The organism is Streptomyces sp. NRRL B-24572, assembly GCF_002156145.1.
Taxonomy (GTDB): domain Bacteria; phylum Actinomycetota; class Actinomycetes; order Streptomycetales; family Streptomycetaceae; genus Streptomyces; species Streptomyces vietnamensis.
The window spans coordinates 1-5,746 of the sequence record NZ_MWIG01000630.1 but is presented as its reverse complement, the minus strand read 5'-3'; the positions used below and the strand labels follow the sequence as shown (position 1 = coordinate 5,746).

Annotated in this window: 5 protein-coding genes; all 5 read right to left on the bottom strand. The window is 71.9% G+C overall.

Going from position 1 to position 5,746, the window contains the following annotated elements; all coding sequences use genetic code 11:
* Nucleotides 1–210 precede the first annotated feature (210 nt).
* On the bottom strand, nt 211–1,224 hold the full coding sequence (locus CCN56_RS32025) for an ABC transporter ATP-binding protein (protein ID WP_086831391.1): 1,014 nt from the start codon (nt 1,222–1,224) through the stop codon (nt 211–213).
* Between the two features lie 56 nt (nt 1,225–1,280).
* Complete coding sequence (locus CCN56_RS32020) at nt 1,281–2,246, bottom strand: ABC transporter ATP-binding protein (protein ID WP_086831390.1); 966 nt, start codon at nt 2,244–2,246, stop codon at nt 1,281–1,283.
* Nucleotides 2,243–3,139 (bottom strand): ABC transporter permease, encoded by an 897-nt coding sequence (locus CCN56_RS32015; RefSeq protein ID WP_086831389.1) that lies wholly within the window; start codon nt 3,137–3,139, stop codon nt 2,243–2,245. The genes CCN56_RS32020 and CCN56_RS32015 overlap by 4 nt, the downstream gene beginning before the upstream one ends.
* The gene (locus CCN56_RS32010) at nt 3,136–4,197 is read right to left on the bottom strand and encodes an ABC transporter permease (protein WP_086831388.1); all 1,062 of its coding nucleotides are present in this window, start codon (nt 4,195–4,197) and stop codon (nt 3,136–3,138) included. Before CCN56_RS32010 ends, CCN56_RS32015 begins: the two co-directional genes overlap by 4 nt.
* 3 nt (nt 4,198–4,200) lie before the next feature.
* Nucleotides 4,201–5,746, bottom strand: a 1,546-nt coding sequence (locus tag CCN56_RS32005; RefSeq protein WP_107484256.1) for an ABC transporter substrate-binding protein, incomplete at its 5' end; no start/stop codon positions are given.

The following is a 5,746-nucleotide window of genomic DNA, read 5'->3' as shown; positions in this document are numbered from 1 at the left end:
CGGGCCCAGGCTTCCGCGCCCTGACCCGCACCCCAGCGGCGGCGCGCATCCGGTGCGGGTTCAGGCCCGGGAGCCTCGGGCGCCGGCAGGGCGCGGGTCCGTTGTGCCCACCCGTTCCGCCCCAGCGGAACGATTGCCCACAACGGCGGGGCGCCGCCCACAACGGTGGGGCGCCGGCCCGGTGGAACGGCCGCCCACAACGGGCCCGGCTCAGGCCCCCCGCGTCACCCAGTGGCAGGCGACCGCTTCCCCGCCGCCGCCCAGGACCGGCAGGTCCTCCCCCCGGCAGCGGTCCGCGACCGGCGCCGCCTCGCCCGAGGCGAGGAGCTGGCAGCGGACGTGGAAGCGGCAGCCGGACGGGATGCGGGACGGGTCCGGGGGTTCGCCCGTCAGGACCACCGGGGCGCCCTCCGACTCCGGAAGGACCGACAACAGCGCCCGGGTGTAAGGATGCTGAGGGTTCGTCAGGACCGACTCCACCGACCCCGTCTCCACGACCCGGCCCAGGTACATCACCGCCACCCGGTCCGCGATGTTCCACGCGAGCCCCAGGTCGTGCGTCACCACCAGCGCGGACAGGCCGAGTTCGTCGCGCAGCCGTAGCAGCAGCGCCAGGATCTCTCCCCGTACCGACGCGTCCAGGGACGCCACCGGCTCGTCGGCGACGATCAGTTCGGGTTCCAGGACGAGCGCGCCCGCGATGACCACGCGCTGCCGCTGCCCCCCGGACAGCTCGTGCGGGTAGCGGAGGAAGAACCGCTCCGGGGGGCGCAGTCCCGCCCGGGCCAGGGCCTCGCCCACGGCCGCGCGCTCGTCCCCCGCGTACCCGTGGATCCGCAGCCCCTCCGCCACCGCGTCGTACACGGTGTGCCGGGGGTTCAGCGAACCGCTCGGGTCCTGGAGGACCAGCTGCGCCCGCTTCCGGTAGGCCCTGAGCGCCCCCGAGGAGTACGCGAGCGGCTGCCCGTCGAAGGCGACCGTCCCCGCCGTGGGCCGGACCAGGCCGAGCAGCGAGCGCGCCAGCGTCGTCTTGCCGCAGCCCGACTCGCCGACCAGGGCCACGATCTCCCCGGCGCCGATGTCCAGGTCCACGCCGTCCACCGCGCGCGCGGGCGGCGCACCCCGGCGGCCGGGGAAGGCCACGTGCAGTCCGCGCGCCGACAGGAGAGGGCGTGCGGGGGCCTCGGTGCTCGTGGCGTGTTCCCCATGCGCCTCGGTGATCATGGAGTGCTCCCCGTGCGCCTCGGTGCTCGTGGCGTGTTCCCCACGCGCCTCGCCGCTCATGACGTGCTCCCCACGTGTACGCAGGCGGCCCGGCGCCCCGCGCCCGCCTCCCGCAGTTCCTGATCGAGCTCCGCACAGGCGTCCACCGCCACGGGGCAGCGCGGATGGAAGGTGCAGCCGCCGGGCAGGTCCGCCGGGTCCGGCGGGTCGCCGGGCAGGCCGCGCGGTGCCCGCCGGGACGCGAGGTCCCCGATGCGGGGGAACGCAGAGGACAGCGCCCGCCCGTAGGGGTGCGCGGCCGCCTCGTACACCGCCCGTGCCGGCCCCTCCTCGACGACCCGGCCCGCGTACATCACGGCGAGCCGGTCGCAGGTGTCGGCGAGGACCGCCAGGTCGTGGCTGATCATCAGGAGGCTGATGGACTGCTCGGCGACGAGCCGTTCGATCAGCCGCAGGATCTGCGCCTGGATCATCACGTCGAGCGCGGTCGTCGGCTCGTCCGCGACGATCAGGCGCGGATCGCAGGCGAGCGCCATCGCGATCATCACGCGCTGCCGCTGCCCGCCGGACAGCTCGTGCGGATAGGCCGCGGCCCGGGCCGCCGGAAGACCGACGTGTTCGAGCAGCTCACCGACCCGCCTGCGGGCCGCCGTCGGGGTCGCCCGGCCGTGCACGAGCATCGGCTCGGCGATCTGGTCCCCGATCCGGTGCACCGCGTTCAGAGAGTGCATCGCGCCCTGGAAGACGATCGACGCGCCCGCCCAGCGCACGGCCCGCAACCGCCCCCATGACATGGCGAGGACGTCGTCGCCGTCGAGCAGGATCTCGCCCTCGATCCGCGCCGAGGCCGGAAGGAGGCGAAGGAGCGCGAGCGCCAGCGTGGACTTGCCGCAGCCCGACTCGCCGGCCACTCCCAGCTTGGTCCCCGGCTCCAGGGTCAGGTCGACCCCGCGCACGGCGGGCACGGCGGCCGCGCCCGACCCGTACGTCACCCTGAGGTCCCGTACCTCCAGGAGGCTCATCGCCCCACCCCCAGCTTCGGGTTCAGTACGGACTCCACGGCCCGGCCGCAGAGCGTGAACGCGAGCGCGACCAGGGCGATCGCGATCCCGGGCGGGGCCAGGTACCACCAGTGCCCGGAGGAGACGGCACCCGCCTCCCGGGCGTCCTGGAGCATCCCGCCCCAGGAGACGACCGTCGGGTCGCCGAGGCCGAGGAAGGCGAGGGTCGCCTCGGTGAGGATGGCCGTCGAGATGCCGAGGGTGGTCTGCGCGAGGACCAGCGGCATCACGTTCGGCAGCACGTGCCGGGTCATGACGTGCCGGTGGCCGCCGCCGAGCGCGGTCGCCCGCTCGATGTACGGGCGGGACTCCACCGCGATCGTCTGCGCCCGCACCAGACGGGCGGTGGTCGGCCAGGAGGTCACGCCGATCGCCAGGACCACCGTCCACATGGACCGGGACATGACGGTGGCGAGGACGATCGCGAGCACCAGCGTCGGCATCACCAGGAACCAGTCGGTGATCCGCATGACGACGGTCGAGAACCAGCCGCCGTAGTGTCCGGCGATGATGCCGACCAGGGTCCCGATGGCGACGGACAGGGTCGCAGCGAGCAGGCCGACGAGCAGCGAGATCCGGGCGCCCCAGATCAGCAGGCCGAGCAGCGAGCGCCCGAACTGGTCGGTGCCGAGCGGGAACTCGGCGCTCGGCGGCTCCAGGGCCGTGCCCGGCGCCTCGGTCACCGACTGCACGTCGGAGCCGACGGTCCACGGGGCGGTGAGCGCGAGCAGCGCGATCAGGACGAGGCCGGCCAGGCCGTAGAGCCCGGCCCGGTGGGTCCGGTACGACGTCCAGAAACGCGCCACCGAACCCTTGCGGCGCTCCCATGCGAGAGAGGTCGTCGGAGATGTCATCGGCCCACCCGGGGGTCGAGCAGCGGATAGAGCAGGTCGGCGATCAGGTTCATCAGGATCATCGCTCCGGCGAAGACCACGAACAGGCCCTGCACGAGCGGCAGATCGGGCACGCTCAGCGCCTGGTAGAACAGCCCGCCGAGCCCCGGCCAGGAGAACACCGTCTCCACCAGGATCGAACCGGCCGCCACGTGGCCCAGGTTGATGAAGATCATGGTCACGGTCGGAAGGAGCGCGTTGGGCACGGCGTGCTTGCGCCGCACGGCGTCGTCCCGCAGACCCTTCGCCCGCGCCGTCGTCAGATAGTCGCCGCCCATCTCGTCGAGGAGCGAGGAGCGCATCACGAGCAGGGTCTGCGCGTAGCCGACGGCGACGAGCGTGACCACGGGCAGGACCAGGTGGTGGGCGACGTCCAGGACGTACGCGAAACCGGTCTCGCCCGTGCCCGACTCCATGCCGCCGGTCGGGAAGAGCCCCGGGATCGGCCCGATGCCCACCGAGAAGACGATGATGAGGAGCAGTCCGAGCCAGAACGAGGGCACCGACCACAGGGTCAGCGCGATGCCGGTGTTCAGCTTGTCGCCGAGGCCGCCGTGCCGCCAGGCCGAGCGGGTGCCCAGCCACAGTCCGAGCGCCGAGTAGATCACCACGGCGACCCCGGTGAGCAGCAGCGTCGCCGGGAGCTTCTCCGCGATGAGGTCCCCGACGGGGGCGTGGAACTGGAACGAGGTGCCGAGGTCGCCGCTCAGCGCCTTGGCGCAGTAGTCGGCGAACTGCTGCCACAGCGGCAGGTCGAGACCGAACTGGCGGCGCAGCGTGGCGAGTTGCTCGGCCGAGGTGGGCACGCCGTGGGTCATCGCCTTCACCGGGTCACCGGGGATGATCCGGAAGAGGAAGAAGCTGGTGACCAGGACGGCGAGGAGCGAGACGAGCGCGCCGCCCAGCTTCCCCGCCGCGTGGCGGAGGTAGCCGAGGGAGGAACCGGTGCGGGGTGCGCCGTCCGTGGCGCGGGCCTCCTCGGCCCGCGCCACGCCGGCGGAGGTGCTTGCCGTCGTCACGTACTACTCGCGGTCGTCGGCGGTGGAGCGGCGGCGCAGACCGAGGAAGGCACCGACGCCGACCACGACCACCACGGCCGCGACGATGCCGACGACCACCCCGGCGGACGAGCCGCCGCCGGAGTCCTCGGCCTGCGCCGCGGGCACGGCGGACCACCAGCTCCAGTAGCCGTCCTGGCCCCACAGGTTCCCGGCGGCCTCGGGCATGGTCGTGATGGACTTGATCTGGTCCGTGCGGTACGCCTCCAGGGCGTTCGGATAGGCCATGACGTTCATGTACCCCGTGTCGTACAGCCGGGACTGCATCCGCTTCACCAGATCCGCCCGCTTGGCGGCGTCGTACTCCACCGCCTGCTGCGCGTAGAGGCCGTCGAACTCCTTGTCGCAGATGAAGTTGTCGGTGGCGCCGGAGTCCTTCGGGGTCGCCGGGAGCGTGCCGCAGGTGTGGATGGAGAGCACGTAGTCCGGGTCGGGGTTGACCGACCAGCCGTCGAACGCCAGGTCGTAGTCGCCCTTGACCCAGGGGTCGGAGACGCTGTCCAGGCACTCGACCTTCAGACCGATGCCGAGCTTGCCCCACCACTCCTGGAGGTACTTGCCGACGGCCTTGTCGTTCGGGTCGGTGGCGTGACAGAGGATCCGGAACTCGAGCGGTTTGCCGTCCTTGCCGAGCCGCTTGCCGGCGGCGTTCTTCTTGTATCCGGCGGCGTCGAGGACCTTCTCCGCCCCGGCCGGGTCGTACGCCCGCTTCTGCGCGGCCTCCGGCTTCCAGAAGTACGAGCCGAAGCGCGGCGGGATGTACCCCTCGCCCTCGACGGCGTGCCCTTGGAAGACCTTGTCGACGAGGGTGGTGCGGTCGACGGCGAGGAAGAGCGCCTTGCGCACCTCGGGATCGAGCAGCGCCTTGTTGCCGTTGCCGAAGGTCTTGCCGTCCTGGGCCTTCGCGCCCGGGTTGGTGGCGAGGGCGTAGAAGCGGCGGCCGGGGGCGTCGTTGACCTTGATGTTCTTCTGGGTCTTCAGGGCGGCCGCCTGGGCGGGCGTCAGGTTCGGTACGAAGGACACCTCGCCCTTCTGGAGGGCCGCGACGGCGGCGTCCCCGTCCTTGTAGTACTTGAAGACCAGCTCGTCGAACTTGGGCGCGCCCCGCCAGAACTTCTTGTTCGGCTTGAGCTTGATGTACTGGTCGACCTTGAAGTCCGTGATGACGAAGGGGCCGTTCCCGACGATCGGGAAGGTCTTGTCGTTGTTGAACTTCGAGAAGTCGGTGACCTTCTCCCAGACGTGCTTCGGCACGATCGGCACGTCGAGGGCGGTCATCGTCGCCTGCGGCTTCTTCAGGCGGATGACGAGCGTCTGCGGATCGGGCGCGGTGACCTGCGCGAAGTTGGCCGTGAAGCTGCCGTTGGCGGTGGCGGCGTTCGGGTCGGTCATCATCTTGTTGAAGGTCCAGGCCGCGTCCTCGGCGGTGGCCTGCTGCCCGTCCGACCAGGTCGAGTCCTTGCGGATCGTGTACGTCCACGTCAGCTTGTCCGCCGAGGACGCGGCCTGG